The organism is Pseudomonas sp. 37 R 15 (assembly GCF_900004865.1).
Taxonomy (GTDB): Bacteria; Pseudomonadota; Gammaproteobacteria; order Pseudomonadales; family Pseudomonadaceae; genus Aquipseudomonas; species Aquipseudomonas fluorescens_AM.
The window spans coordinates 79,050-105,063 of sequence record NZ_CVTV01000060.1 but is presented as its reverse complement, the minus strand read 5'-3'; the positions used below and the strand labels follow the sequence as shown (position 1 = coordinate 105,063).

Below are 26,014 nucleotides of genomic sequence, written 5' to 3'. Positions count from 1 at the left end.
GAACAAATGTGGGAGGGGGCTTGCCCCCGATGGCGGTGGATCAGCCACATTGTCTATGCCTGACCCAATGCTATCGGGGGCAAGCCCCCTCCCACATTTGAGCTCATTTAGTCAGTGATGATCAGCCAGCCAGGCCGACAAACATATCCTGCACATCATCATGGTTGTCCAGGCCTTCCAGGAACGCCTCGACTTCGGCCATCTGCTCGTCGGTCAACCCACTGACCGGGTTCTTCGAGAGGTAGCCCAGCTTGGCCGACAGCACGGTGAAGCCCTGTTCCGGCAAGGCTTTCTGCACCGCGTCCAGGTCGGTGGTTTCGGTGATGAACAAGGTGGTGCCTGCTTCTTCGCCGTCTTCAAAGTCCTGGGCGCCGGCTTCGATGGCGGCCATTTCCGGATCAGCGTCCGGGGTGTCCGGCGATGCCTCGATCAGGCCGACGTGGTTGAAGTCCCAGGCCACCGAGCCGGAAGCCCCCAGTTGGCCCTTACGGAACGCCACGCGGATTTCCGCCACGGTGCGGTTGATGTTGTCGGTAACGCACTCGACGATCAACGGCACCTGGTGCGGCGCGAAACCTTCGTAGGTGACGCGGTGGTACTGCACGGTCTCACCGAGCAGACCGGCACCCTTCTTGATCGCGCGGTCCAGGGTTTCCTTGGGCATCGAGGCCTTCTTGGCCTGCTCCACCACCAGACGCAAGTGAGCGTTGGTCGAGGTGTCTGCACCATTGCGGGCGGCGATGGTGATTTCTTTCACCAGTTTGCCGAAAATCTTGCCCTTGGCATTGGCTGCCGCTTCTTTATGTTTGACTTTCCACTGTGCGCCCATGACTCACTCTCTACTATCCATGGCGCCGAAACGTCTACTGGCCGGCGCTTTGGGGGCAGAGTTTATAGCGCAGCAACGCATCGTTCCACCAAAAAACCCTCAAGGCGCCAACTCGAAAAACGCCTGGATCAGGCGCAACGACCGGCGCCGCTCGAGGCAGCCAAGCCAATGCCGGTTCAGCAGGCCATCGCCCCGAATCGGCACAGCGCGTACACGCGGGTCCTGGCTGACCTCCATCGACGACACCACCCCGACGCCCAACTCGGCCGCAACGGCCTCGGTCACCGCCTCCCGACTGTCCAGTTCCAGCAGCACCCTGGGCCGCACATTGGCAGCCATGCAGGCGTCGTCAAAGGTACGCCGGGTGATGGAACCGGGCTCGCGCAGCACCATGATCTCTTCGTTCAACGCTGACAGTGCAATGCCCTCGGCCTGCCCCGCCCACGCATGCATGGCCGGCACCAGCGCGCAAATACGTGACTCGCCCAAGGGGTGCAGGTGCAGGCCATTGCGCGGCTCCACTTCGGTCAACACCGCCACATCTGCATGCTCGGACAACAACGCCGCCAGGGTTTCCTGGGCATTGCCCAGGCGCAGATTCACGGTGACGCCCGGATAAAGGACGCGCAGCCGCGCGATCATCGGCATCACCAGATGCGGTCCGTCCGCCGCCACTTCCAGGCGCCCGGTGAGCAATTGGCGGTTGGCTTCGAGCATGGCCTGCGCCTCATCCACCAGGCCGAAGATCGCCCGGGTGATCGCCGCCAGGCGTGCGCCCTCCTCGGTCAACTCGACCCGCCGCGCAGTGCGGCGCAGCAACGGGATCTGGTAGTGCTCTTCCAGGGCCTTGATGTGTCCGGTCACCGCCGGCTGGCTGATGAACAGCCGGGCGGCTGCACGGGTAAAACTGCCCTCGCGGGCCACCGCGTCGAATGCGCGCAATTGGAACAGGTTCATGGCTATCGGCCTCACTGATAGCTCGCATAACAACAAACAATTTGATTGATGACAAGCCAAACTGCAATTTAGGCGCCGTAGAGTCGACCCGTTGTTTTACGAGGACCCGAGATGACCCCTGCCGCGCCGCTCCTGCTGACCCCAGGCCCCCTGAGCACTTCCGACCGTACGCGCCAGGCGATGATGGTGGACTGGGGTTCATGGGATGAGCGTTTCAACCACCTCACCGCGCGTGTGTGCGAGCACTTGTTGGCGATCATCCATGGCGCTGACAGTCACCATTGCGTGCCGTTGCAGGGCAGCGGCACCTTCGCCGTCGAAGCCGCCATCGGCACCCTCGTGCCGCGTGACGGCAAGGTGCTGGTGCTGATCAACGGCGCCTACGGCAAACGTCTGGCGAAGATCTGTGAAGTCATTGGCCGCGCGTACAGCAGCTTCGAAACCCCGGAAGACGAGCCCACCACCGCCGCCGATGTGGACCGCCTGCTGCGCGCCGACGCCGCGATCACCCATGTCGCGCTGATCCACTGTGAAACCAGCACCGGCATCCTCAACCCGCTGGCGCAGATCGCCGAGGTGGTCAAACGCCACGGCAAGCGCTTGATCATCGACGCCATGAGTTCCTTCGGCGCACTGCCGATCGATGCGCGGCAAGTGCCCTTCGACGCGTTGATCGCCGCGTCCGGCAAATGCCTGGAAGGCGTGCCGGGCATGGGCTTCGTCTTCGCCGAAAAGACCGCGCTGGCTGCGGCCGGAGGCAACTCTCATTCCCTGGCGATGGACCTGTTCGACCAGCACAGCTACATGGCCCGCACCGGCCAGTGGCGCTTCACCCCGCCCACCCACGTGGTCGCCGCGCTGCACGAAGCGCTTGTGCAATACCATGAAGAAGGCGGCCTGCCCGCCCGCCATCAACGCTACGCCAATAACTGCCGGGCACTCCTGGACGGCATGGCCGAACTGCGCCTGCGCAGCTTTCTGCCGGCGGCGATCCAGGCACCGATCATCGTCACCTTCCACGCACCGAAAGACCCGCGCTACCAGTTCACGGACTTTTACGAACGGGTCAAGGCCAAGGGTTTCATCCTCTATCCGGGCAAATTGACCCAGGTGGACACCTTCCGTGTGGGCTGCATTGGCCATGTCGACGCGGCCGGCATGCGCGCGGCGGTCAAGGCCATCGCCGAGGCGCTGCAGGAAATGCATGTGCTGGACATTTGATTGCCCCCTTACACAGGACCCGCACCATGAACTATCAAAACCCCACCTCCCTCCAGGCCGTCATCCTCGACTGGGCCGGCACCGTGGTCGACTTCGGCTCCTTTGCCCCCACGCAGATTTTTGTCGAAGCTTTCGCCGAATTCGGCGTGCAGGTGTCCATCGAAGAAGCCCGTGGCCCGATGGGCATGGGCAAGTGGGACCATATCCGCACCCTCTGCGACCAGCCGCAGGTCGCGGAACGTTATCGCAAGGCCTTCGGCCGCACGCCCACCGACGCAGACGTGAGCGCTATCTACCAACGCTTCATGCCACTGCAGATCGAGAAAATCGCCGAACACTCGGCCCTGATCCCCGGAGCCCTGGACACCCTTGCCAGCGTGCGCGCCCAGGGCATCAAGATCGGCTCCTGTTCCGGCTATCCCAAACAAGTGATGGACAAGGTGGTCGCCCTGGCAGCCAGCAACGGCTACGTGGCCGACCATGTGGTCGCCACCGACGAGGTGCCCAATGGCCGCCCATGGCCGGCCCAGGCGCTGGCTAACGTGATCGCGCTGGGCATTGACGATGTGGCGGCGTGCGTGAAAGTCGACGACACCGTGCCGGGTATCCTCGAAGGCCGACGCGCCGGGATGTGGACTGTGGCCCTGACCTGTTCCGGCAACGCCCTGGGCCTGACTTATGAGCAGTTCCGGGCGCTGGACAGCGCCACACTGGCCAGCGAGCGCCAGCGTATCGAAGCGATGTTCGAAGGCTCGCGCCCGCATTATCTCGTGGACACCATTACCGATCTGCCGCAGGTTATCGTCGATATCAACGCACGCCTGGCTCGCGGGGAAATGCCGCAAAGCAACTGACGAAGGTCAATGCACCGGCATTCACAACAGGCGAAGCGCTTCAAACAGGCATACAGTTAACCCACTCCGCCAAAGAACGGAGGTATGCCCTGATGAGTGAGGACCCAACGATGCCGTGGAAAAATTCCGATACGCGCTACAGCACCATGTCGATTGCATTGCACTGGTTGATGGTGGTGCTCCTGGCGGTGGTCTACGCCTGCATTGAGTTACGCGGCCAGTTCCCCAAAGGCAGCGGTGCGCGCACGCTGATCGTCGAAATGCACTTTATGTTCGGCCTCACCGTGTTTGTGCTGGTGTGGCTGCGCCTGTTCGCCCGCAGCCTGGGCGTGGCGCCGCAGATCGTGCCGGCGCCGCCACCATGGCAGCGCCTGTTGGCGACGCTGACCCACGTCGCGCTGTATGCGTTGATGATCGGCATGCCGATTGCCGGCTGGCTGATCGTCAGTGCCGAGGGGCATTCGGTGATGTTCTACGGGATGGAGTTGCCGCCGCTGATCGCTGAAAACAAGGCACTGGCCAAGGAGATCGAAGGCTGGCATGTGCTGTTCGGCCAGATCGGTTACTGGCTGATCGGGCTGCATGCGCTGGCGGGAATCTTTCATCACTATGTGCTGCGCGACAATACGGCGTTGCGAATGATGCCGGGTGGGAGGGGGCTTGCTTCCGATCGCGTTGAGTCAGCCAACACATCCATCGACTGATACACCTCAGCGAGGGCAAGCCCTGATGCCAGTCAGTTAGCGCAGATCCCCTGTGGGAGGGGGCTTGCCCCCGATAGCGGTGGGTCAACCGACACCAGTGTTTGCTGGGCCGACGTCTTCGCGGGCAAGCCCCCTCCCACAACGGGACCGCTCTATACGTTGAAACCTCGGCGGCCTTGCAGGCCGCCGGTGTGGATGAAGATCAGGCGCGTACCGGCGGCGAAGCGTCCGGCCTCGATCTGTTGCTTCAACGCCAGCAGTGCCTTGCCGGTGTATAGCGGCTCCAGCGGCACACCGCTGGCCTGTTCGGTGCGTTCGATAAAATCGAGCAGCAGCGGATCGACCTTGGCAAAGCCGCCTCGGCTGGCGTCGATCAGTGCGTAACCGTTGTGCACCATGGCACTTACGTTCTGCGCTACACCGTGATCGTCCGGCACTGCCAATGCGCCGTAGACCGTACGCCTGCCGGCCTCGGCCAAGACCAACCCGGCCAACGTCGTACCGGTGCCCGCTGCCAGCCACCAGCCGTCGTAATCCGCCCAACCGAGCTGGCTCAACTGCGCCTGCGCCTGCTCGACCAGCACCCCGCAGCCCAGCGCTCCGGCCAGCCCGCCGCCGCCCTCCGGTACCGGATGAAGATGCGGATACTGTTCGCGCCAGGGCAACCAGAAGCCCGGCTCATGGCGTGCGCGATAGCCGCCGTAACCTAGCCAATGCAATTGCATGCCAAACGCCCTGAGGTCGAGCACGGTGGGTGTGTCTTGAGGATGGCCGCGCAACAGGCCGACCGTGGGAAAGCCAAAGCGCTTGCCGGCCGCCGCCAGTGCGTGCAGATGGTTGGAGTACGCCCCGCCGAGGCTGATGATGCCGTCAGCCCCCGCGTCGCGGGCCTGGTTCAGGTGCTCGGTGAGCTTGAACCACTTGTTGCCGCTGATCAGCGGGTCGATACGGTCCAGGCGCAGCACCGCCAACTCGACCCCGTTCAGCCAGTCGAGCTGCACAGGTTCAAGGGGCGCGTGAGGCAGCCAGTCGAAAGGGCCCATCGGGAAGTTATCTGCATGAAAAGGAGCGGCAGTCTACCACCGCCCCCTTTCGTCGACTTACAGCTCGGCGGCCAGGCGCGAGCCCTGGTTGATGGCGCGCTTGGCGTCCAGCTCTGCCGCCACATCGGCACCGCCGATCAGGTGCACGTTCTGCCCGGCGGCGACCAGGCCGTCGTGCAGTTCGCGCAGCGGGTCCTGGCCGGCGCAGATGACGATATTGTCCACCGCCAGCAGCCGGGGCTCACCCTCGGCGCCGATGCGGATATGCAGGCCTTCGTCATCGATCTTCAGGTATTCGACGCTGTTAAGCATCTGCACCTGTTTGTTTTTCAGGCCGGTACGGTGGATCCAGCCGGTGGTCTTGCCCAGGCCGTCGCCGACCTTGGAGGTCTTGCGTTGCAGCAGGAACACGTCACGCGCCGGTGCATGGCGCTCAGGCTTGATCCCGGCCACGCCGCCACGGGCCTCGAGCTGGGTGTCGATGCCCCACTCTTTCCAGAACGCTTCGCGATCCAGACTGGTGGACACGCCCTGGTGCACCAGGAATTCCGACACGTCAAAACCGATACCGCCCGCGCCAATCACCGCCACGCGCTTGCCGACCGGTTTGCGCTCCAGGATCACGTCCAGGTAATTGAGCACCTTGGCGTTCTCCACACCCGGGATCGCCGGCGTACGCGGTGCGATACCGGTGGCCAGGATCACGTCGTCATAACCGCCCGCCACCAGTTGCGCCACATCAACACGGGTGTTGAGGCACAGCTCGACGTGGGTGGTCTGCACTTTGCGTTTGAAGTAGCGCAGGGTTTCGAAAAACTCTTCCTTGCCCGGTATGCGCTTGGCGATGTTGAACTGGCCGCCAATCTCGCTGGCCGAATCGAACAAGGTCACCTGGTGCCCGCGCTCGGCAGCCACGGTAGCAGCAGCCAGCCCGGCAGGACCTGCACCGACGACCGCAATTTTCTTGATCTGCTGCACGGGCAGGTAGTTGAGCTCGGTCTCATAGCACGCCCGCGGGTTGACCAGGCAGGTCGTCAGCTTGCCGCCGAAGGTGTGGTCCAGGCACGCCTGATTGCAGCCGATGCAAGTATTGATCTCGTCGGCGCGCCCGGCCGCGGCCTTGTTGACGAACTCCGGGTCGGCGAGAAACGGCCGCGCCATCGAGACCATATCGGCATCGCCCTCGGCGAGAATCTGCTCGGCGATTTCCGGGGTGTTGATGCGGTTGGTGGTGATCAGCGGAATCTGCACCGCGCCCCGCAGCTTGGCGGTGACCTTGCTGAACGCGGCGCGCGGCACTTTGGTGGCAATGGTCGGGATACGCGCTTCGTGCCAGCCGATACCGGTATTGATAAGGGTCGCGCCGGCCTGCTCGATGGCCTTGGCCAACTGCACGACTTCTCCCCAGACGCTGCCACCCTCGACCAGGTCGAGCATCGACAGGCGGAAAATGATGATGAAATTCGGGCCGACCGCTTCACGCACCCGGCGCACGATTTCCACGGCCAGGCGCATACGGTTTTCAAAGCTGCCGCCCCAGCGGTCGGTGCGATGGTTGGTGTGGGCGGCCAGGAACTGGTTGATGAAGTAACCTTCGGAACCCATGATTTCCACGCCGTCGTACTCGGCGACCTGGGCCAGCAGCGAGCAGGTGACGAAATCCTGAATCTGCTTCTCGATGCCCTCCTCGTCCAGTTCCCTGGGCTTGAACGGGTTGATCGGTGCCTGGATCGCACTCGGCGCCACCTGCTTGGGACTGTAGGCATAACGCCCGGCATGCAGGATCTGCATGCAGATCTTGCCACCGGCGTCGTGGACGGCCCGGGTGACAATCCGGTGCTTTTGCGCCTCTTCGTCGGTGGTCAGCTTGGCCGCACCGGCATACACGCCGCCCTCATCGTTCGGGCCTATGCCACCGGTCACCATCAGGCCGACGCCGCCACGGGCGCGCTCGGCGAAATAAGCCGCCATGCGCTCGAAACCGCCGGGCTTTTCTTCCAGGCCAGTGTGCATCGAACCCATCAGGGTACGGTTGCGCAGGGTGGTAAAACCCAGGTCCAACGGGGCCAGCAGGTGCGGGTAGGCAGCAGCGGTCATGGTACAGCTCCACAACGGATCATCACGGGACGTGGAGGGCTCGAATGGCACCCCATCGGTTTATGTCCCACAGACTAAGAGGCGATCACCTACCGCTCAATGACTGAAACTCACAACTTATTGATCCAAATGCACAGCAACCCTTGGCAAGCCGGGCCAGGGGACCTACCCTAGTCGCGAACCCTGCCCCCGGTCTGTTGTCTGTTGCCCCATGCGCAAATTACTCATATTCACCGTCACCATGGCCCTGGTTGCCGCCCTCGCCGCGTATCTGGTCTGGACCCAGGAGCGCCCTGTGGCGCATTACCTGTCGGACCTGCGCATCACCCTCGCGGTCAATGAAGGCCAGCCGGCCGAGCGTGGCAACCTGCTGGGCATCCAGCCGGAGCTGTTCCCCGCCGATTACCAGAGCCTGGAGCGCCTGCACCTGAAGCTCTCGGCCTACCTGCAAAAGGCCCGCGAACAGGGTTTGATCAACGACAAGACCGTCGTCGTGCTGCCGGAACATGTCGGCACCTGGCTGATGCTGGCCGGCGAGAAAAACGAGCTGTACCAGGCCACTCACCTCAAGGACGCGATGAACTGGCTGTCGATCAGCAACCCGTTGCCGTTCCTGCGCGCCTGGATCAGCGCCACCGGCGACAACCGCATGGATGATGCGTACCTGCGCATGAAAGCCCCCGGCATGGCGCGCGATTACCAAGTGCTGTTCGGCGGCCTGGCCAAGGAATTCGGCGTGACCCTGGTGGCCGGTTCCATCGCCCTGCCCAACCCCAGTGTGACCCTGGGGCAACTGCAGGTCGGCCATGGCGCGCTGTACAACGTCAGCGTGGTATTTGCCGCCGATGGTTTGCCCCTGGGCCAGCCGCAGCGTCAGCTTTATCCGATCTACGACGAGCGCGGCTTCATCGAACCCGGCGATGAAAACATCGTCAGCGTGGTCGACACCCCGGCCGGGCGCCTGGGCGTGCTGATCGGCAGCGACAGCTGGTACCCGGATAACTACCGCAAGCTCAATGAACAAGGCGCCCAACTGATTGCCGTGCCGGCCTATGTGACCGGACGTGACACCTGGGACCGCCCGTGGCGCGGCTTCAAGAGCGTATCGACCCCCTCGGAAGTCAGCCTCAAGCCCGAAGAAACCAGCGAGGGCGAAGCCTGGCGCCGCCTGACCCTGATCAGCCAACCACCGATCAGCCAGGCCACAGCGGGCATGAGCGTGTTTTTGCGTGGCCAGTTCTGGGACCTGGGCAGCGCCGGGCAGAGCTTTCTGAGCCGCAACGGGCAACTGTTCGCCGACGGCGAAGCCCGTGGCGCGCGCCTGCTCAATATCTGGCTGTAACCGCGTGAAGCCGGTGCGCCTGGGGGATCTGTCGGTGGGCTTCGTGCACACCCTGGCCGATGCCATCCAGAGCCACGGCCTGGACCCGCAACCTTTGTTGCTGCAATACGGCCTGGACCCGGCACGCCTGGCCGAAGCGGGTGCGCGCTTGTCGATCCCGCGCTATATGCGCCTGGGGCATGCGGCCATCCAACTGACCGGCGATCCGGGGCTGGGCCTGCGCATGGGTCAGCTCAGTCGCCTGAGCCAGGCCGGGCTCGCCGGGGTGACCGCCGCCCAGGCTCCGACCGTACGCGAGGCCGCGCGCACGCTGACCCGCTTCGAACCGCTGTATGGCTCCAACTACCGTGGGCAATCGAGCTTTCATGAGGACGCCGAAGGCGCCTGGCTGCGGTTCTATTCCATCAGCCCCTACAATGCCTATAACCGCTTTGTGGTGGACTCGATCATCGCCGGCTGGCTGCATCAACTGTCGAGCCTGGCGCAACAGCCGGTGCAGGCGCAGCGTATCGAAATCGAGTTCCAGGTCCCCGAATACAGCTCGTTGTATGGCGTGCTGGGAGACAGTCCGGTGCAGTTCGGCGCCGACAGCAATCAACTACGCCTTGACCAGGCCACCCTGGCCCTGCGCAACCCACAGCACTGCCCGAGTACCTGGCACCTGTTGTTACAGCTGTGTGAAAGGGAACTGGAGCAACTGACCCGCACCCGCAGCCTGCGCGAGCGCATTACTCGGCTGCTGGGGCCGATGCTCAATGGTGGCCGGGAACCCGACCTGGAAGAAGTGGCGGCACGCCTGAAGCTGCCCACCTGGACGCTGCGCCGTAAACTGGCCGACGAAGGCACGCAATTTCGCGCGATTCTCAACGATACCCGCCGCGATCTGGCCATGACCTACATTCGCGACACGGAACTGGCCTTTGGCGAGATCGCCTACTTGCTCGGTTTTGCCTCAGCCCAAGCCTTCCAACGCGCCTTCAGGCGCTGGAACAACCAGACCCCAGGGGAATTTCGCCGCAGTCAGCGGCATTCCGCCTGAAGTCGGGCTTACAGCTCGGTGGCATCGTCGACCGGATCCAGTGGGTCGAGTTCGAATGCCTGGTACTCCAGCAGTTCTTCCTGGTAATCGTCCATGGTGGACTCCTTGTTGAGATAAAAGCGCCAGCGCAATTAATGACCTGCACGACCAGACTAAAGTGCCGTCATGACGAAAAAATGTCTGCGCCTTTATGTTCCCGCACGTGAAGATTAAACGCGGCAGCGGCGGACTGATTTAGCCGGAAGACCGAGGCACTATTGCAATCATTGCAATTGCAATCAACTGACCAATTCCATTAGGGTAGGCACCTCTGTCGCCAGGAGCCACGCCCCATGCCCGCCTCTACCGCACTCGCTGCGCAGCTGTGCATCGACGCACTTGACACGCGCGCCTACTCGCGCAGCTCACCGCTGTACACGGTCCTGAGCATGGCCGGCGCGCTGGAATCCAGCCGCCAGGCCTGGGTGATTCGCGGCCAGTCGCGCAGTCGGCGCCCGGGTAACTGGCCCACCTGGTTTGCGTGCAATACCGGAGAAAAACCGATGCTCTACCTGCACAGCGCCACGTCGTCTGCACAGCTGTGTGCACTGTCACACCAGACCGCCCAGCGCGGCATTTTGTGCAATGACAGTGAAACCCAGCCATCCCCGTGGCCGAAGGGCGCGCAACCGTCGCTGCCATTGTGGCTGGCGAGCCATCCACGCTGTACGCCCTATGACCCGGCCTCGGGCGAAGAGGCACGGGCCATCGTGCTGGGCGGGTTACGTACGCTGTACGTGGATGGCCAGCCAGGGTTTTATTACCTGGCGCTGCATGATCAGCACAGCACCCTCGCACCGCAGACGCTGGACCGCGAAGGTGCGATCAAGGGCATGTACCTCGTCCGGCGCACTGCCGGCGTGGAGCACGTGCGCTTGCTGGGTGCCGGTCGAGCCTTGGAAGAGGTCCTGCACGCCGCGCTATTGCTGGAGCAGCAATGGGGTATCACGGCGCACGTATGGAGTTGCCCCAGCTACACCCGACTGGCCCGTGAGGCGGCGGCAGCTGAGCGCTGGAACCGCCTGCATCCATGCGCGCCCAGACGCAGCAGCCATCTGCGCGACTGCCTGGCGGGGAGCCGAACACCGGTGATTGCCGTCACTGGCTACCCGCAGGCGGTTGTCGACCCGTTGGCCGCGCATGTGGACACACGCTTCATAGCGCTGGGCGCAGGCTCGGTGCAGGCAGGCGCGCCGAACCGCTACTGGATTGCAGTGCTGGCCTTGAAGGCGTTGGCCGATGAAGGGCATGTCGATACACAAACAGTGGAAGAAGCCCTGCAACGGTATGACCTGAAATGACCCGGCCACGTTTGATCACATTCATGCCTTGCGCCGGCTACGGGTTTGCACGCCGGCCTCCATCGCCAACCCCGCCGTACGCTGCAGCGCATCGGCAAACGCCTGGCGATGCTCAGGCTCGATTTGTGACAAAAACAGCTCATCCACGGTGCTTTCGTAGATTTTCCACATCTTTTTGCGCAGCGTACGACCCGCCTCGGTGATCGAGGCAAACGCCGCGCGGCCATCACCGTCGGAACGCGAACGCACCACCAGGCCGTCCTTTTCAAGGCGGTCGACCAGGCGCGTGAGGTTGTAACGCTCAATGGCCAGCACATCGGCCAATTCATGCATACGGCGGGTGCCTTCAGGACCGCTTTCCAAGCCCCACAGCGCGTCGTACCAGGCATACGGCGGCAGTTGCGCTTCACCCAGACGGCGCTCGATCTCACGGATGACCGTCCTGTGGGCCCTGACAAAACGGAACCATACATCAGGCTCTTTCGACGACATGCAACACCATCCGGGAAATTTCAAGAAGGTTGCAATAGTAGCTCATCCCGGGCTAAATTCCGGCATATCGTTGCAATTGCAACTACATCGCAGCACGCCCACAAGGCGTTCGCCGCCCGGAATCCGCCTACCCTGGAGTCTCATATGAATCCCAATAACGCAGCATCCCTGGACAACGATCCGCAGGAAACCCGCGAGTGGCTGGACTCCATCGAATCGGTGCTGTCTGCCGAAGGCCGCCCTCGCGCCCATTACCTGATCGACCAACTGCTGGATTTCGACGTCGCGCGCCATGGCGACTTCTACGGGCGCGTAACCACCCCTTACGTCAATACCATTGCTGTCGAACGCCAACTGCCCTACCCCGGCGACCTGGACATTGAACGGCGGACCAATGCGTTTATCCGCTGGAATGCCGTGGCGATGGTATTGCGTGCCGGCAAACACTCAGGCGTGGGTGGGCATATTGCGACCTATGCGTCAGCCGCAGTGCTGTACGACGTAGGCTTTGACCATTTCTTTCGTGGCCGAACCGACACCTTTGACGGCGACCTCGTGTACATCCAGGGCCACTCCTCCCCTGGCATCTACGGCCGCGCGTATCTGGAAGGCCGCCTCAACGAGGCCCAACTGGATAACTTTCGCCGCGAGGCCGGTGGCGAAGGGCTGTCTTCCTACCCTCACCCACGGCTGATGCCGGACTTCTGGCAATTCCCTACAGTGTCCATGGGCCTGGGGCCGATCACTGCGGCTTATCAGGCGCGCTTCATGCGTTACCTGGAGTTTCGCGACCTCAAGCAACACCAGGGTCGCAAGGTATGGGCGTTCCTCGGTGACGGCGAGATGGACCAGCCGGAATCGCTGGCCGCCATTTCCCTGGCCGGTCGCGAAAAACTCGACAACCTGATCTTCGTCGTCAACTGCAACCTGCAGCGCCTGGACGGCCCGGTGCGCGGTAATGCCAAGGTGATTCAGGAGTTCGAGAGTGTGTACCGCGCCGCCGGGTGGAATGTGATCAAGGTCATCTGGGGCGGTGGCTGGGATGCGCTGCTGGAAAAGGACCGCAGCGGCTTGCTGCGCCAGCGCATGATGGAATGCGTGGACGGCGATTACCAGAATTACAAATCCCAGAATGGCGCCTACGTGCGCGAGCATTTCTTCGGCAAATACCCGGAGTTGCTCGCACTGGTTGCGGACATGTCCGACGACGATATCTGGAAACTCTCACGGGGCGGCCATGACCCGCTCAAAGTCTACAACGCCTACGCCGCCGCAGTGCGCCACAAGGGCCAGCCCACGGTGATCCTGGCCAAGACCGTCAAGGGCTTCGGCATGGGCGAAGCTGGCGAAGGCCAGAACATCAATCATCAACTGAAGAAGATGGGTGCTGACGCGGTAAAAGCCTTCCGCGACCGCTTCGGGCTGAACGTGGCCGATGACCAGCTCGACGAAATCCCATACCTCAAGCCGGCGGCCGACAGCGCAGAAGCCCGCTACTTCAATGCCCGGCGCAAGGCGCTGGGCGGGTATGTGCCCGCCCGGCACACTGACGTGGCCCCGTTGACTATTCCACCCCTGTCCGCATTCGCCACTCAACTCAAAGACACCGGCGAGCGCGCTATTTCCACCACCATGGCGTTTGTCCGCATTCTCGGCACGCTGCTCAAAGACCCGCATCTGGGCAAGCTGATCGTCCCCATCGTGCCGGACGAGTCGCGCACCTTCGGCATGGAAAGCCTGTTCCGGCAGATCGGCATCCACTCCGCCGTCGGCCAGCTTTACACCCCGCAGGACGCCGGGCAACTGAGCTACTACAAAGAGACCAAGGACGGACAGATCATGCAGGAAGGCCTGAATGAATCAGGTGCCATTTCTTCCTGGATCGCGGCGAGTACGTCCTACAGCAACCATGGCCTGATGACGCTACCGTTCTATATTTTCTATTCGATGTTCGGCTTCCAGCGCGTCGGCGACCTGGCCTGGGCAGCGGGCGACGCACGAGCCCGCGGCTTTCTGCTGGGTGCCACGGCCGGGCGCACTACCTTGATGGGCGAAGGGTTGCAGCATGACGACGGGCACAGCCATATCCTGGCCTCGGTAGTGCCTTGCTGCGTGGCCTACGATCCGACCTTTGCCTACGAGCTGGCGGTGATTATTCGCGAGGGCATGCGGCGCATGTATGTCGAACAGGAAGACATTTACTACTACATCACCCTGCTCAACGAAAACTACCCGCACCCGGCAATGCCCGAAGGCGTGGAAGATGGGATTCTCAAAGGGATGTATCCGCTGAGCACACACCCGGATGCGCGGGTGCAACTCATGGGAAGCGGTTCGATCCTGCGCGAAGTCATCGCTGCAGCGGCACTGCTCGAGGAAGACTTCGGTCTATACAGCGATGTCTGGAGCGTCACCAGCCTGACCGAGCTGCGCCGTAACGGGCACGCCGTAGAGCGCTGGAACCTGCTGCATCCGGAAAGTGAACCGCGTCTGAGCTACGTGGAGCAGTGCCTTGTCGGCAAAGCCGGGCCGGTGGTGGCAGCGACGGACTACATGAAATTATTCGCCGATCAGATTCGCCCCTTCGTACACGGTCGCCGCTTTGTGGCGCTGGGAACCGACGGTTTCGGGCAGTCGGATACCCGGGAAGCCTTGCGCGAGTTTTTTGAAGTGGACCGCCACTTCATCGTGCTGGCGACGTTGAAGGCACTGGCGGATGACGGTGTGATCGGTCGTGACAAAATCGCGGAGGCAATCAACCGCTACGGGATCAACGTCGACAAGACTGACCCCGTAACGGTCTGAGTCATTGCGCTGGCGTTGGCAGGGCTGGAATCGCCTCTGTCGGCGCCGGCAGGCTGGGGTTGGTCGGCGCGGGCGCGGACTCTATGGCTGGGGTCTCTGGTGCGGTCTGCGGCACTGGCTCTACGCTCGGCGCGATGGGTTCGGCCTCCGGTGGCGGTGCCAGTGGCTGCGCACCGGCAGGGGTTGCGGGCGCTTCTTGAGGTGTTTCAAGCTTCTCGGCGGCCGGCGCGGCTTTCGGTTCAGGCATGCCAAGCTCATCCTTGGGCTTCTCGGGTATATGCTCAGCCTGCTTCACTTCCTGGGGCAGGAACACATCCACCAAGGCAAAGTAACGCTCATAGAACTTGGGCGCCGAGACGGTCTCGCTCGCCACCTTGACCATCGAGTCATCGGTGGAGCCGATCGGCATCGACACCGAACCCAGCACCCCAACCCCAAGACTTGCGGAGTTGTTGACCTTCTTCAGCGCATAGCGGTCCTGCAGAGCGTTGGCAAACATAGTCGAATGGTTGCTGCCTTTGCCATCGGCGGCACACACCACGTTGAAGCTGATCTGCAGGTGGGTCTCGCCGGTCTGCTGGAAACTCTTGTTGCCGGCCACCAGCTTCGGATCGCTGCTGGTGATGATATAGCCCTGGCTCAGCAGGGCACGGCGCGCCGCTTCACAAGCCGCTATATCGCTCACCGGGTAATCGCGGGAAAACGTACCGGAGTCGTCGAAATTCTCATGTTCGTAAATAGCGGTCTTGGGTGACGAGCAACCCGCCGCGCCCGCCAGCACCAGCGCCAACCCGAGGTTTCGCAAGTGAAATGATGTCGACATCGAAAATCCTGAGAAAAACAGTCCGGGCGGTATTGTGCAACAGAACGAGGGGTTGGCGCGCGCATTCCTGTCGGTAAAACGTCACAGGTTTTTTGAACGGCGCCAATGACTATGACAAGTTTGTTTACAACTTATTCCCCAACTTCCTATTATCGTCCTGGGTGCGTTGCTGCATAGGGCACAGCGCAGGTTAAACGTTAAGCGTTGGTCGGGCCGCCAATGGAGCCTTGTCGTGCCTGATAAACACCCCGCTATCCCCCGCCCCCAGCGTTTGACCGAGGGCGCGCTGTCTGCCCTCGAGCGCTTTTCACATATTGAGGCCGTCAGCGGCATCGTCCTGCTATTGGCCGCCATCGTGGCCTTGATCTGGGCCAACAGTGCAGCGGCCGACACCTATGAGCACTTCTGGAACACGCCGGTCACCCTTGGGCTGGGCGACTACAGCGTGTCGCGCTCCCTGCATTTCCTGGTCAATGACGGCCTGATGACCATCTTCTTCCTGGTGGTGGGCGCCGAGATTCGTCAGGAAATCAAGGACGGCGCGCTCGCCAACCTGAAGCTGGCCACCTTGCCATTGGGTGCCGCGCTGGGCGGCGTACTGATGCCGGCGATCATTTACACCCTGCTCAACCACGGCACCGCCGCCGCCAGTGGCTGGGCCGTGCCCACCGCGACAGACATCGCCTTTGCTGTCGGCGTGCTGGCACTGTTGGGCAAGTCGATTCCCAGTGGCGTGCGTGTTTTGCTGCTGGCCCTGGCAATCATCGATGACATCGTGGCGATCCTGATCATCGCCGTTTTCTTCACCGCCAGCCTCGACTACATGGGGCTGGTGATTGCCGCCGCCGGGCTTGCGCTGGTGGTGGTTTTCCAGCGCATGGGCATCGGCAAAGCCGCTATCTACCTGCTGCCCGGAGCAATTGTGTGGTTCGGCCTGCTCAAGACCGGCGTTCACCCGACGCTCGCCGGCGTGATCCTGGGACTGATGACCCCGGTCAACTCCAAGCCCACCACCGAGCGTCCGCTGGACACCATCGGCCGTACGTTCGCCGAATTGATGGAGCGCTTCTCGCAGTCGCCGGAAGGCCCCGGACAGGTTGCCCAGCCACTCAAGCAATTGCGCCACGCACAGCGCGAGCTGTTACCGCCCGTGCAGCGGGTGCAATCGGCGTTGCACCCGTGGGTGGCGTTCGGCGTGATGCCGCTGTTCGCGCTGGCCAACGCCGGCGTAAGCCTGAGCGGCTTCAACCTGGACGATCCCCTGCCCCACGGCGTGTTCATGGGCGTTATCTTCGCCCTGGTGCTCGGCAAACCCCTGGGCGTGATGCTGGCCAGTGTCACCCTGGTCAAGCTCAACCTCTGCAGGCTGCCGGACGGCGTCAGCTGGGCAGGTGTCGGCCTGGTCGGCCTGCTGGCGGGGATCGGTTTCACCATGTCGATCTTCATCTCGTCCCTGGCGTTCTCCGACCCGGCCTTGCTCTCGGCGGCCAAGCTGAGCGTATTGACGGCCTCGACCCTGGCCGCAGTCATCGGGCTGACCTGGGGCAAACTCAGGTTCTCGGGCAAGAAGACGTGAGAAGCAGAAGTCGCAGGCTTTAACGCACGCAAAAAAAGACCCCGGCCTTTTCAGGACGGGGTCTTTTTAGTCAAGCCAACATCAGAACTTCTTGATGTCTGCCTGGGTTTCCAGCTGCTTGCGGTACGCCGCGAAGTCCTGCTGGCCGATACGGGAAGCGAGGAAGCGGCGGTATTGCGCTTTTTCTTCGTCCGTAGGGGCTGCCGCTTCGTTGACACCGTTCAAGCGCACGATCACCAGGCTGCCGTCGCGCAGAGTGACGGTGGTGAAGGTCGGCTTGTCCTTGGCCGCTGGCTTGGGCATGCGGAACAGCGCTTGCAGCACAGCAGGGTCGACGCCTTCCTGGCCACGGGTCGCCGCTTCAGTCACCTTCCAGGCCTGGCCGTCAATCGGCTGGTCCAGTGCGGTCTTGCCATCACGCAGGCTGGCGATCAACTCGTCGGCACGGGTTTTGGCGGCAGCGCTCGCACGCTCCTTGGTCATCTGCGTGCGGATCGCCGCCTCAACCTTTTCCAGCGGCAGCTGGGCAGGCTTGAGGTGCTCTTTGGCGCGCAGCACGATGATGGTTTCCGGGTCCAGCTCGATGGCGCTGCTGTTGGCACCCTCATCCAGCACTTCCGGACTGAACGCAGCGGTGACCACGGCACGGTTGGCCGCGACGCCTTCGCCACCTTCACGGCCGAACGGCGCCGACGTGTGTACGGTCAATTTCAGATCGGACGCCGGCTGGGCCAGGTCGGAAGCCTCGAATGCCGCATCTTCCAACTGCTTGGTCGCTTCGACAAAGCGCTGTTCAACCTGCTGGGTCTTGAGCTCGCGGGTCAGCTTGTCTTTCAGGCTGGCGAACGTCGGCACTTCTGGCGCTTCAACGCCCAGCAGCTTGATCAAGTGCCAACCGAAGGCGCTGCGCACCGGCGCGGACACCTGGTCTTGCTTGAGGCCGTACAGCGCCGTCTCGAAGTCCGGATCGTAGACACCGGGACCGGCAAAGCCGAGATCGCCGCCATTGTTGGCCGAACCCGGGTCCTGAGAGAACTCTTTGGCCAGGGCGTCAAACTGTTCGCCCTTGGCCAGGCGCGCCTGGATGTCTTCGATCTTGGCCTTGGCTTGCGCCTCGGTGACCTTGTCGTTGACCTCGATCAGAATGTGCGCGGCACGACGCTGTTCAGCGAGGTTGGCGGTTTCTTTCTCATAGGCGGCCTGCAGCTCATCGTCCTTGACGGTGACCTGGTCGAAGAAGGACGACTTCTTCAGCTCCAGGTAGTCGATGACGACCTGATCCGGGGTCATGAACTCCTTGGCATGCTGGTCGTAGTACGCCTTGACTTCGTCGTCGGTGAGTTTCACCGCTGCCGGGTCAGCCTTGATGTTGACGGTGGCAAAATCGCGCGTCTGTTTTTCCAGACGGGCGAATGCCAGCACCTCGGCATCGGTCACGAAACCACTGCCGGCGATGCCTGCGCGAACCTGACCGATCAGCATTTCCTGGGTCATCATCTGACGGAATTGCAGGCGGCTATAGCCCAGTTGACGAATCACCTGGTCAAAGCGCTCGGCGTTGAACTGGCCATCCACCTGGAACTCCGGCGTCTGCAGGATCACCTGGTCCAAAGCCGCTTCCGAGAAGCCGAACTTGGAATCCGCAGCGCCTTGCAGCAGCAGCTTGCGATCGATCAGGCCCTTGAGGGCCGCATCGCGCAGCAGTTTCTCGTCCAACAGGGAAGCATCGAAATCCTTGCCCAGTTGTTGCATCAGCTGGCGCCGTTGCATATCAACGGCCTGGCTCAGTTCGGTCTGGGTGATTTCCTCACCGTTGACCTTGGCCACGTCCTGCTTGTTATTACCCGAAGCCTGGAAAATAGCCTCGATACCGGTGAACGCCATCAATGCGACGATGATCCCGATAATGGTCTTGGCAATCCAGCCTTGTGAATTGTCCCTGATATTTTGCAGCATGCGTCCCCCAGAAACGGTTGAACATCAAAATAGGCAACCGTGGAGCGTGGGTAGAATCCGGATAGAAGAAAGGCGCATCCGAGGATGCGCCTTCTCGTAACTGGCGGAGCGGACGGGAGTTTTAACGCTGACCCCCGGCGTGGCGACCCGATGGATACTCGGGCCGGCTACCGCTCCGCTGCCAGGCCAGACCTGCGTCCGACCCGGGTAAGCAAAGGCTTGATCGAAGCTTAGTTAACGGCTTCTTTCAGGGCTTTACCGGCTTTGAAACCTGGTTTCTTGGCAGCAGCGATTTGCAGTGCTTTGCCGGTCTGTGGGTTACGGCCAGTGCGAGCTGGGCGGTCAGTCACAGAGAAAGTACCGAAGCCTACCAGTACCACGGAGTCGCCGGCCTTCAGAGCGCCAGTGACGGATTCGATTACTGCGTCCAGCGCACGGCCGGCAGCAGCTTTCGGGATATCAGCGGATGCAGCGATAGCATCAATCAGTTCCGACTTGTTCACTCTAAGTCCCCTTATATATCTATGAGTATGATTCTAAGTTTTTTGGTAAAAAGCAAAAACCAGTGCTGGATGGCCAACAGACACTTAAGAGCCGCTTTATAACAAGGGCTCTAAAAAGCTGTCAAGGAAGCCCCCCAGGCTCCAGCACTTTAATGCGTGCTAATTCTTTCCTTGGAATCCGACTCGCGTTTTTCGTCCTTCGCGACAATCTCCGGAGCCACATCCGGCAAGGGCTCCGGCGCGTATTGCAGCGCAATTTGCAGGACTTCGTCAATCCATTTAACCGGTTTGATCTGAAGATCCTGTTTAATATTGTCTGGAATTTCCTTCAGGTCGCGGACATTCTCTTCGGGAATGATCACGGTCTTGATTCCACCCCGGTGCGCGGCGAGCAATTTCTCTTTCAGACCGCCGATGGCCAATACCTGGCCGCGCAGGGTAATTTCACCGGTCATTGCCACATCGGCACGCACCGGAATGCCCGTCAATGCCGACACCAGGGCCGTGCACATGCCTACACCCGCGCTGGGGCCATCCTTCGGGGTCGCCCCTTCCGGCATGTGGATATGGGTGTCGTGCTTCTGGTGGAAGTCCAGGGGGATCCCCAGGCTCTTGGCACGGCTGCGCACCACGGTCTGCGCGGCGGTGATCGATTCGACCATCACATCGCCGAGGGAGCCGGTCTTGATCAACTGGCCCTTGCCCGGAATCACGGCAGCTTCGATCGTCAGCAACTCGCCGCCCACCTGGGTCCACGCCAGGCCCGTCACCTGCCCTACCTGATCCTGCTGCTCGGCCAGGCCGTAGCGGAATTTACGCACACCGAGGAAATGTTCCAGCGCATCGGCCGTCACCTTCACCGAGAAGCGTTTTTCCAGTGCATGTTCCTTGACTGCTTTGCGGCAAACCTTCGCGATCTGGCGCTCAAGGCCCCGTACACCGGCCTCGCGGGTGTAATAGCGCACGATGTCTCGGATCGCTTCGACGTCAAACTCGATCTCGCCTTTCTTCAGGCCGTTGGCCGACGTCTGCTTGGGCGCGAGGTATTTGATCGCGATGTTGATCTTCTCGTCTTCGGTGTAACCCGGTAGACGAATCACCTCCATCCGGTCCAGCAACGCCGGCGGAATGTTCATGGAGTTGGAGGTGCACAGGAACATCACGTCGGAGAGGTCGTAATCGACTTCCAGATAATGGTCGTTGAAGTTGTGGTTCTGCTCGGGATCGAGCACCTCAAGCAGCGCCGACGCTGGATCGCCACGCATATCGCTGCCCATCTTGTCGATTTCATCGAGCAGGAACAGCGGGTTGCGCACGCCCACTTTGGTCATTTTTTGAATCAATCTTCCTGGCATCGAACCGATATACGTCCGGCGATGGCCGCGGATTTCCGCCTCGTCACGCACGCCACCCAGGGCCATGCGGACAAATTTGCGGTTGGTCGCGCTGGCGATGGACTCCGCCAGAGAGGTTTTACCCACCCCGGGAGGCCCGACCAGGCATAACACCGGACCACGAATTTTCTTCACGCGCTTTTGCACGGCGAGGTATTCGAGGATGCGTTCCTTGACCTCTTCAAGGCCGTAGTGATCGGCATCGAGGATTTCTTCGGCGCGGGTCAGGTCCAGGCGGACCTTGGTCTGGGCCTTCCACGGCACTTGCACCAGCCAGTCGATATAGGAGCGAACCACGGTGGCTTCGGCCGACATCGGCGACATTTGCTTGAGTTTGTTCAGCTCGGCCGTGGCCTTGGTCAGCGCGTCCTTCGGCAGGCCGGCGGCATCGATACGCTTTTTCAGCTCTTCGATCTCGTTGTGGCCTTCCTCGCCGTCGCCGAGTTCTTTTTGAATGGCCTTCATCTGCTCATTCAAGTAGTACTCGCGCTGGCTGCGCTCCATCTGTTTCTTCACGCGGCCACGAATGCGCTTCTCGACCTGCAGCAGGTCGATTTCACCGTCCAGCAGTGCCAGTACATGCTCGACACGGGCCGACAGGTCGATGATCTCGAGGATGTCCTGTTTCTGCTCGATTTTCAGCGCCATATGCGCAGCCATGGTGTCGACCAGGCGGCTCGGCTCATCGATGCTGTTGAGGGACGACAGGACTTCCGCCGGGACTTTCTTGCCCAGCTGCACATACTGTTCGAACTGCGAAAGCAGGCTGCGCACGAAGACTTCGGATTCACGCTCAGGGGCTTCGACTTCGTCGATCAGCGCCACTTCGGCGCGCAGGTGGCCGTCCACCTCCATGAAACGCTCGACCGCGCCGCGCTGCTCGCCCTCCACCAGCACCTTGACGGTACCGTCGGGCAGCTTGAGCAATTGCAGGACAGTGGCAACGGTGCCGACGCGATACAGGGCGTCTTCGCCCGGATCATCATCAGCAGGATTCTTCTGGGCCAGCAGCAGGATCTGCTTGTCGCCCGTCATCGCAGCCTCGAGGGCTTCGATAGACTTCTCGCGCCCCACGAACAGCGGGATAACCATGTGCGGATAGACGACGACATCACGCAACGGCAGGAGAGGCAATTCGATGGTTGTCTTCATGATTTCGCCTCTATGACAGTTGAAAAATAAGCTTGAAACCAAGATGGGGGTTGCATGCAAAAAAAACAAGCTCAATGCCAGCACTTAAACGCATGAATAAACGCGATTTAATCAGCCGTCCTGCAAAAATACCCCAAAAAAACAAGGGGCCCCAAAAAGGCCCCTTGCTTGTACCGCCACTGCAAAGACGCTTACGCGTCAGGTGCAGCCTTGGCAGCCGGCTCACTGTTTTCATAGATATACAGTGGCTTGGACTTGCCTTCGATAACGCTTTCGTCGATCACCACTTTACTCACCTCGGACTGCGAGGGGATTTCGTACATGGTGTCGAGCAACACGCCTTCGAGGATCGAGCGCAGACCACGTGCACCGGTCTTGCGCTCCAGTGCGCGCTTGGCCACTGATTTGAGCGCATCGGTACGGAACTCGAGGTCCACACCTTCCATCTCGAACAGCTTGGCGTACTGCTTGGTCAGGGCGTTTTTCGGCTCGGTGAGGATCTGAATCAACGCAGCCTCATCCAGCTCGTCCAGCGTCGCCAGGACCGGCAGACGACCGACGAATTCCGGGATCAGACCGAACTTGACCAGATCGTCAGGTTCGACTTCACGCAGGGACTCGCCCACCTTCTTGCCTTCTTCCTTGCTGCGCACTTCCGCGCCGAAACCGATACCGCCACGGGTGGAACGCTGCTGGATAACCTTTTCAAGCCCGGAGAACGCACCGCCACAGATAAACAGGATGTTGCGCGTATCGACCTGCAGGAATTCCTGCTGCGGGTGCTTGCGGCCACCTTGGGGCGGTACCGAAGCGACCGTGCCTTCGATCAGCTTCAACAGGGCCTGCTGTACGCCTTCACCGGAAACATCCCGAGTGATCGACGGATTGTCCGACTTGCGCGAAATCTTGTCGATCTCGTCGATGTAGACAATACCCATCTGGGCCTTCTCTACGTCGTAGTCGCACTTCTGCAGCAGTTTCTGAATGATGTTCTCGACATCTTCGCCCACATAACCTGCCTCAGTGAGGGTGGTGGCGTCGGCGATGGTGAACGGAACGTTCAGCAGGCGAGCGAGGGTTTCCGCAAGCAGGGTCTTACCCGAGCCTGTTGGGCCGATCAGCAGGATATTACTCTTGCCGAGTTCGACTTCGTCGCCTTTCTTGTCACGCTGGTTCAAGCGCTTGTAGTGGTTGTACACCGCTACGGCCAGAACCTTCTTTGCACGCTCCTGACCAATGACGTACTGGTCAAGGATGCCGCTGATTTCTTTAGGCGATGGGAGTTTGTGCGCACTGCTCTCGGCCTGGGCTTCCTGCACCTCCTCGCGGATGATGTCATTGCACAGGTCGACGCATTCGTCGCAGATAAACACCGAGGGGCCGGCAATCAATTTGCGCACTTCATGCTGGCTTTTGCCACAGAAGGAGCAATAAAGCAGCTTGCCGTTGTCCTCGCCGTTGCGGGTGTCAGTCATTCGTTCGATCCAAATCCGATAGGCTTGCAACACAAGATGAAGGCTTATGCGGGCTTTTTCAAGCCCGCCAGTGGTCGGACATGCCGACCAGCCCTATTTTGAGCGGCTTATATTAAGCGGGGCGCTTTTCGATCACGGCGTCGATCAACCCGTATTCACGGGCCGCTTCAGCACTCATGAAATTATCACGGTTGGTATCACGCTCGATTTCTTCAAGTGTGTGCCCGCTGTGCTTGGCCATCAGTGTGTTGAGGCGCTCACGAATGAAGAGGATTTCCTTGGCATGGATTTCGATGTCCGATGCCTGGCCCTGGAACCCGCCCAGTGGCTGGTGAATCATCACACGTGAGTTCGGCAGGCAGTAACGCTTGCCCTCGGCACCGGCGGTCAGCAGGAAGGCACCCATGCTGCAAGCCTGGCCAATGCAGGTAGTCGATACGTTTGGCTTGATGAACTGCATGGTGTCGTAGATCGACATCCCCGCCGTCACCGAACCGCCCGGCGAGTTGATGTAGAGATGGATGTCCTTGTCCGGGTTTTCCGCTTCAAGGAACAGCAGCTGCGCACAGATCAGGTTAGCCATGTAGTCCTCTACCGGGCCGACCAGAAAGATCACTCGCTCCTTGAGCAGGCGCGAGTAGATGTCGTAGGCGCGTTCGCCACGAGCGGACTGCTCGACAACCATCGGGACCAGGCCGCCTGCGGCCTGGATATCAGAGTTCTGCTGAATATAGGAATTACGGAACATGCTCTGCAGTTACTCCCAAATAGTCATGTCTTGAAAACGCATAAGCCAGCGCGAGGCTGGCTTATGGTTGAATTTCCAACGAGTTGGACAATCAGTCGGCTTGTGCTGCTTCTGCCGGTTTGACTGCTTCTTCGTAAGAGACCGCTTTATCGGTCACCTTAGCCTTCTGCAGAACAGTATCCACAACTTGTTCTTCCAGCACAACCGAACGTACTTCGTTCAGTTGCTGGTCGTTCTTGTAGTACCAAGCCACGACCTGCTCAGGTTCCTGGTAGGCCGACGCCATTTCCTGGATCATTTCGCGAACACGGTCTTCGTCCGGCTTGAGGTCGAACTGCTTGACCACTTCAGCCACGATCAGGCCCAGCACGACACGGCGCTTGGCTTGCTCTTCGAACAGCTCGGCCGGCAGTTGGTCAGGCTTGATGTTGCCACCAAACTGCTGAACAGCTTGTACGCGCAGGCGATCCACTTCATTGGACAGCAGGGCCTTAGGCACTTCGATCGGGTTGGCGGCCAGCAGACCGTCCATGACCTGGTTCTTGACCTTGGACTTGATGGCCTGGCGCAGCTCGCGCTCCATGTTCTTGCGCACTTCGGTGCGGAAACCTTCGATGCCGGTTTCCTTGATGCCGAATTGAGCGAAGAACTCTTCGTTCAGCTCTGGCAGCTTAGGCTCGGAAACGCTGTTGACGGTCACGGTGAACTCGGCGGCTTTGCCGGCCAGGTCCAGGTTCTGGTAGTCAGCAGGGAATTCCAGGTTCAGAACGCGTTCTTCACCGGCCTTGGCGCCAACCAGGCCGTCTTCGAAGCCCGGGATCATGCGGTTGGAACCCAGCACCAGCTGAGTACCCTTGGCGGAGCCACCAGCGAATACTTCGCCGTCAACCTTGCCAACGAAATCGATGTTCAGCTGGTCTTCGTTCTGGGCGGCACGGTCGGCCACTTCGAAACGAGTGTTCTGCTTGCGCAGGATTTCCAGCATGTTGTCCAGGTCCGAATCAGCGACGTCGGCGCTCAGGCGCTCGATTTCGATGCCTTCAAAACCGGCCACTTCAAACTCGGGGAACACTTCGAAAGTAGCAACGTATTCCAGGTCCTTGCCAGCTTCCAGGGACTTGGGTTCGATCGAAGGCGAGCCAGCCGGGTTCAGCTTCTGCTCGACAACGGCTTCGTAGAAGGAAGCCTGGATCACGTCACCTACAGCTTCCTGGCGCGCATCGGCACCAAAACGACGCTTGATTTCGCTCATCGGCACCTTGCCTGGACGGAAACCAGCGATCTTGGCCTTCTGGGCAGTCTGCTGCAGACGCTTGTTGACCGCAGTCTCAATACGCTCTGCCGGCACGGTGATGCTCAGGCGGCGCTCGAGAGCAGTAGTATTTTCAACAGAAACTTGCATGGATATTCCTCGTTGCACAGACATTAGCCGGCCATTTCCGACCCCAATCAAGGGCATGCATTCTAGTGGGTCAAACTCAAGAAGTCACCCTACTCAAAATACACCTGAAAACAGCCGGCAATTTATCGGTACGAAGGCACTGAAGTACCTCGCCCCGGTGACAAATACAGCCAATTGCGCCAGGGCTCTGCGCCGCCCTTCTATATATAGAACGAGCAGCCATTCATCTCCCTGACGGCCCGCCCCGCGAACGGCGCGAGCA

Annotated in this window: 21 protein-coding genes; 8 read left to right on the top strand and 13 right to left on the bottom strand. The window is 61.0% G+C overall.

What is annotated here, in order from left to right:
- Nucleotides 1-121 precede the first annotated feature (121 nt).
- Both BFQ04_RS24830 and BFQ04_RS24825 read right to left on the bottom strand, forming a co-directional pair.
- Nucleotides 122-829 carry a YebC/PmpR family DNA-binding transcriptional regulator gene (locus BFQ04_RS24830; RefSeq protein ID WP_065884874.1) on the bottom strand — a complete coding sequence of 236 codons (708 nt, stop codon included), beginning with the start codon at nucleotides 827-829 and terminating at the stop codon, nucleotides 122-124.
- 99 nt (nucleotides 830-928) lie between these two features.
- Nucleotides 929-1,786 (bottom strand): LysR substrate-binding domain-containing protein, encoded by an 858-nt coding sequence (locus BFQ04_RS24825; protein ID WP_065953063.1) that lies wholly within the window; start codon nucleotides 1,784-1,786, stop codon nucleotides 929-931.
- A 111-nt stretch (nucleotides 1,787-1,897) separates the two neighbouring features.
- Between BFQ04_RS24825 and BFQ04_RS24820 the strand changes: the two genes are divergently transcribed.
- The 3 genes from BFQ04_RS24820 (at nucleotide 1,898) to BFQ04_RS24810 (ending at nucleotide 4,565) form a co-directional block, all read left to right on the top strand.
- Complete coding sequence (locus BFQ04_RS24820) at nucleotides 1,898-3,007, top strand: 2-aminoethylphosphonate--pyruvate transaminase (protein WP_065953062.1); 1,110 nt, start codon at nucleotides 1,898-1,900, stop codon at nucleotides 3,005-3,007.
- Between the two features lie 26 nt (nucleotides 3,008-3,033).
- Nucleotides 3,034-3,861 carry a phosphonoacetaldehyde hydrolase gene (gene phnX / locus BFQ04_RS24815; protein WP_065953061.1) on the top strand — a complete coding sequence of 276 codons (828 nt, stop codon included), beginning with the start codon at nucleotides 3,034-3,036 and terminating at the stop codon, nucleotides 3,859-3,861.
- 110 nt (nucleotides 3,862-3,971) lie between these two features.
- Nucleotides 3,972-4,565: a cytochrome b gene (locus tag BFQ04_RS24810; protein ID WP_065953060.1), complete on the top strand. Its 594-nt coding sequence runs from the start codon at nucleotides 3,972-3,974 to the stop codon at nucleotides 4,563-4,565.
- Nucleotides 4,566-4,717: 152 nt separating this feature from the next.
- Here the strand turns inward: BFQ04_RS24810 and BFQ04_RS24805 are convergent, their stop codons facing one another.
- Nucleotides 4,718-5,608 (bottom strand): 1-aminocyclopropane-1-carboxylate deaminase/D-cysteine desulfhydrase, encoded by an 891-nt coding sequence (locus tag BFQ04_RS24805; RefSeq protein WP_065953059.1) that lies wholly within the window; start codon nucleotides 5,606-5,608, stop codon nucleotides 4,718-4,720.
- A 57-nt stretch (nucleotides 5,609-5,665) separates the two neighbouring features.
- Nucleotides 5,666-7,705 (bottom strand): NADPH-dependent 2,4-dienoyl-CoA reductase, encoded by a 2,040-nt coding sequence (locus BFQ04_RS24800; protein WP_065953058.1) that lies wholly within the window; start codon nucleotides 7,703-7,705, stop codon nucleotides 5,666-5,668.
- Nucleotides 7,706-7,916: 211 nt separating this feature from the next.
- On the opposite strand from BFQ04_RS24800, the gene BFQ04_RS24795 reads away from it, so the two are divergent.
- Together BFQ04_RS24795 and BFQ04_RS24790 are read left to right on the top strand one after the other, a co-directional pair.
- Nucleotides 7,917-9,047, top strand: coding sequence for a carbon-nitrogen hydrolase family protein (locus BFQ04_RS24795; protein WP_065953057.1), 1,131 nt, complete (start codon nucleotides 7,917-7,919; stop codon nucleotides 9,045-9,047).
- Nucleotides 9,048-9,051: 4 nt separating this feature from the next.
- A complete protein-coding gene (locus tag BFQ04_RS24790) occupies nucleotides 9,052-10,086 on the top strand; it encodes an AraC family transcriptional regulator (protein WP_065953056.1) in 1,035 nt (344 codons plus the stop codon).
- Nucleotides 10,087-10,094: 8 nt separating this feature from the next.
- On the opposite strand, the gene BFQ04_RS30170 is transcribed toward BFQ04_RS24790, so the two are convergent.
- The gene (locus BFQ04_RS30170; protein WP_256544619.1) at nucleotides 10,095-10,217 is read right to left on the bottom strand and encodes a hypothetical protein; all 123 of its coding nucleotides are present in this window, start codon (nucleotides 10,215-10,217) and stop codon (nucleotides 10,095-10,097) included.
- 201 nt (nucleotides 10,218-10,418) lie between these two features.
- Here BFQ04_RS30170 and BFQ04_RS24785 point away from each other — a divergent pair, with 201 nt between their 5' ends.
- Nucleotides 10,419-11,426 carry a transketolase-like TK C-terminal-containing protein gene (locus tag BFQ04_RS24785; RefSeq protein ID WP_065953055.1) on the top strand — a complete coding sequence of 336 codons (1,008 nt, stop codon included), beginning with the start codon at nucleotides 10,419-10,421 and terminating at the stop codon, nucleotides 11,424-11,426.
- A gap of 21 nt (nucleotides 11,427-11,447) precedes the next feature.
- Here the strand turns inward: BFQ04_RS24785 and BFQ04_RS24780 are convergent, their stop codons facing one another.
- A complete protein-coding gene (locus BFQ04_RS24780; protein ID WP_065953054.1) occupies nucleotides 11,448-11,918 on the bottom strand; it encodes a MarR family winged helix-turn-helix transcriptional regulator in 471 nt (156 codons plus the stop codon).
- Nucleotides 11,919-12,062: 144 nt separating this feature from the next.
- Here BFQ04_RS24780 and aceE point away from each other — a divergent pair, with 144 nt between their 5' ends.
- Nucleotides 12,063-14,723, top strand: a complete 2,661-nt coding sequence (gene aceE / locus BFQ04_RS24775) for a pyruvate dehydrogenase (acetyl-transferring), homodimeric type (protein ID WP_065953053.1) — start codon at nucleotides 12,063-12,065, stop codon at nucleotides 14,721-14,723.
- Nucleotide 14,724: 1 nt separating this feature from the next.
- On the opposite strand, the gene BFQ04_RS24770 is transcribed toward aceE, so the two are convergent.
- Complete coding sequence (locus tag BFQ04_RS24770; RefSeq protein ID WP_065953052.1) at nucleotides 14,725-15,546, bottom strand: DUF2242 domain-containing protein; 822 nt, start codon at nucleotides 15,544-15,546, stop codon at nucleotides 14,725-14,727.
- Between the two features lie 232 nt (nucleotides 15,547-15,778).
- Here BFQ04_RS24770 and nhaA point away from each other — a divergent pair, with 232 nt between their 5' ends.
- Entirely contained in the window at nucleotides 15,779-17,122 is a 1,344-nt protein-coding gene (gene nhaA / locus BFQ04_RS24765; RefSeq protein ID WP_065953051.1) for a Na+/H+ antiporter NhaA, read from the top strand.
- Between the two features lie 81 nt (nucleotides 17,123-17,203).
- Here nhaA and BFQ04_RS24760 read toward each other — a convergent pair whose 3' ends face one another.
- The 6 genes from BFQ04_RS24760 to tig form a co-directional block, all read right to left on the bottom strand.
- The gene (locus tag BFQ04_RS24760; protein WP_065953050.1) at nucleotides 17,204-19,078 is read right to left on the bottom strand and encodes a SurA N-terminal domain-containing protein; all 1,875 of its coding nucleotides are present in this window, start codon (nucleotides 19,076-19,078) and stop codon (nucleotides 17,204-17,206) included.
- A 230-nt stretch (nucleotides 19,079-19,308) separates the two neighbouring features.
- The gene (locus tag BFQ04_RS24755; protein WP_003174819.1) at nucleotides 19,309-19,581 is read right to left on the bottom strand and encodes an HU family DNA-binding protein; all 273 of its coding nucleotides are present in this window, start codon (nucleotides 19,579-19,581) and stop codon (nucleotides 19,309-19,311) included.
- Between the two features lie 149 nt (nucleotides 19,582-19,730).
- Nucleotides 19,731-22,127, bottom strand: coding sequence for an endopeptidase La (lon, locus tag BFQ04_RS24750; RefSeq protein ID WP_065953049.1), 2,397 nt, complete (start codon nucleotides 22,125-22,127; stop codon nucleotides 19,731-19,733).
- 191 nt (nucleotides 22,128-22,318) lie between these two features.
- Nucleotides 22,319-23,602 (bottom strand): ATP-dependent Clp protease ATP-binding subunit ClpX, encoded by a 1,284-nt coding sequence (gene clpX, locus BFQ04_RS24745; protein ID WP_017136464.1) that lies wholly within the window; start codon nucleotides 23,600-23,602, stop codon nucleotides 22,319-22,321.
- Nucleotides 23,603-23,714: 112 nt separating this feature from the next.
- Nucleotides 23,715-24,350, bottom strand: a complete 636-nt coding sequence (clpP, locus tag BFQ04_RS24740) for an ATP-dependent Clp endopeptidase proteolytic subunit ClpP (protein ID WP_003174822.1) — start codon at nucleotides 24,348-24,350, stop codon at nucleotides 23,715-23,717.
- Nucleotides 24,351-24,441: 91 nt separating this feature from the next.
- Nucleotides 24,442-25,752 (bottom strand): trigger factor, encoded by a 1,311-nt coding sequence (gene tig / locus BFQ04_RS24735; protein WP_065953048.1) that lies wholly within the window; start codon nucleotides 25,750-25,752, stop codon nucleotides 24,442-24,444.
- Nucleotides 25,753-26,014: the final 262 nt, after the last annotated feature.